Below are 2153 nucleotides of genomic sequence, written 5' to 3' on the forward strand. Positions count from 1 at the left end.
GACCTGGGCGGCGGGGGCAGGTGGGCCCCGCGGACCGGCGGCAGGGGGCGGAGGCTCAGCCCTCCAATCTCGGAGGCCTGCACGAGGGCCGAGAACGGCCCTGGACGATGGGAGACGTAGGTATAAGGGGGCATCGGGGGGACAAATGCCGCCTTCAACATAGTGCACGCCGGTTCACGAGATGCCTGATGTGGATATCTCACAACCGACCGGACTCGAGGGCCAACACGTTCGTCCTCGAGGGCGTGAACGCGAACGATGCTGCGGCCTCGAGGTCGCCGAGTCGATCTCCGCCCTCCAGGCCACGCTCTCTACCTCTGGCGTGGCCGCAGGGGCGACTCCACGCGTTACGCCGTCGTCCCCGCGAACGCGGGGATCCAGAGGGCCGACCTCGAGGCCGAGGACTCACCTCGAAGTTCGAGGCGACACCGTACGGTCCCCGCCTGCGCCGGAATGAGCCGCTTCCGCGCGACGCCCCATCCTCGTCCTCGAGGACGCGATCCCCGAGGACGCCGTGTCGCGGTTGGCAGAGGCCGCTATCGCGCTGCCAGTCCCTCTGCTTCGGCGACCAGAACTTCGATCGCATCCAGGCCGCGGTCCCAGAAACCGGGGTCCTTGAGGTCGATCCCCAACCGCCCGACCAGCACGTGCGGCCAGTCCGAGCCGCCGGCGGCCAGCAGGTCGCGGTAGCCCGACGCGAAACCGGGGCCTTCGCTCTGGTAACGTGCGTAGAGCGCAAGCACCAGTAGCTCCCCGAACGCATAGGCGTAGACGTAGCCCGGCGTGTGGACAAAGTGCGGGATGTAGCTCCACCACCGGCGGTAGCCCTCGGTCAGCTCGACCGAGTCGCCGTACATCGCGGACTGCGTCGTCATCCAGTGCTCGGCAAAATCGTCGACCGACAACTCGCCGACGTCGCGGCGGTGGGTGTGGATCGCGTCCTCGAAGCGGTTCATCGTGACCTGACGGAAGACGGTCGCCATCGTGTCGTCGATCTTCCCGACCAGGAGAGCGAGCCGGTCTTTGGGGTCCTCGAGGACGGCCAGCATCCGCTGGAACGTCAGCATCTCGCCAAAGACCGACGCGGTCTCGGCAGTCGTCAAGGGCGTGTCGGCGTGGTAGACGCCCTGGACGCGGGACAGGTACTGGTGGACGCCGTGGCCGAGCTCGTGGGCCAGCGTCTGGACGTCGCGCAGGCGCCCCGTGTAGTTCATCAGGATGTACGGGTGGGCGCTCGGGACGGCGCCGTGGCTGAACGCCCCTCCCCTCTTGCCCGGCTCGGGCGGCGCGTCGATCCAGCGCTCGTCGAAAAAGCGGTCCACGATGGCGCCCATCTCAGAATCGAAATCGCCGTAGGCAGACGTCACCGTCTCGCGCGCCTGTGCCCACGTCACGAACCGCTCGGCCTCGCCGGTCGGCGCGTAGCGGTCGTAGTCCTTGAGGTCGGAGATCCCCAAGAGCTGGCCCTTGAGCCGGTAGAACCGCGACACCAGATCGTAGCGGCCGGTCACGGCCTCGATGAGCGCGCTGACCGAGGCGTCGTCGATCTCGTTCGACTCGTTGCGGCTCGTGATCCACGACTCGTAGCTGCGGAGCCGGTCGCTCGAAGCCTTGTCGGCGAGGATCGTGTTGAAGACGAACGAGAGCGGGCGCTGCAAACCGTCCAGGCCGTCCGTGACGGCGGCGTGCGCGTCCCGGCGGACCGAGCGGTCCGCGCTGTGCAATTTGACCGTCGCCTGGGTTAGCGGGAGCGACTCGCCGCGGACGGTGAACCGGGCGTCGCCGAGCGTCTCGTCGAAAAACCGGTTCCAGGCGCTCCAGCCCGTGACGGCTTTCTCCGAAAGGATCTTCTCCTCCGGCTCCGTCAAGACGTGCTCCCGCGCCTCCGTCTTGAGCTCGAGGTAGTGACGTACCGACGCCAGGGCCTCGTCCTCGATGAGCGCCTGGGCGCGGGCGGGCTCGACGGCGGCCCACTCGACGTCGACAAACAAGAGTTGCTGTCCGATTCGGGTGTAGGCCTCCCGCACGCGCTGGAGACGCGCGCCGGCCGCCGCGTCGTCGGTGTCCGTGCTCCAGGCGAGGTAGGCGTAGGTGTACGCCCGGCCGGTGCGGTCGTGGACCTCGCCCAGCTCGGCCATCGCCGTCGCCAGGTC

1 protein-coding gene is annotated in these 2153 nt (G+C 68.4%); it reads right to left on the reverse strand.

Going from position 1 to position 2153, the window contains the following annotated elements:
* Nucleotides 1-536 precede the first annotated feature (536 nt).
* Nucleotides 537-2153: M3 family oligoendopeptidase (locus WBA11_RS19930; RefSeq protein WP_424522377.1), on the reverse strand; the 1617-nt coding region annotated here is incomplete at its 5' end.

This window comes from Rubrivirga sp., assembly GCF_049648075.1.
Lineage (GTDB): Bacteria > Bacteroidota > Rhodothermia > Rhodothermales > Rubricoccaceae > Rubrivirga.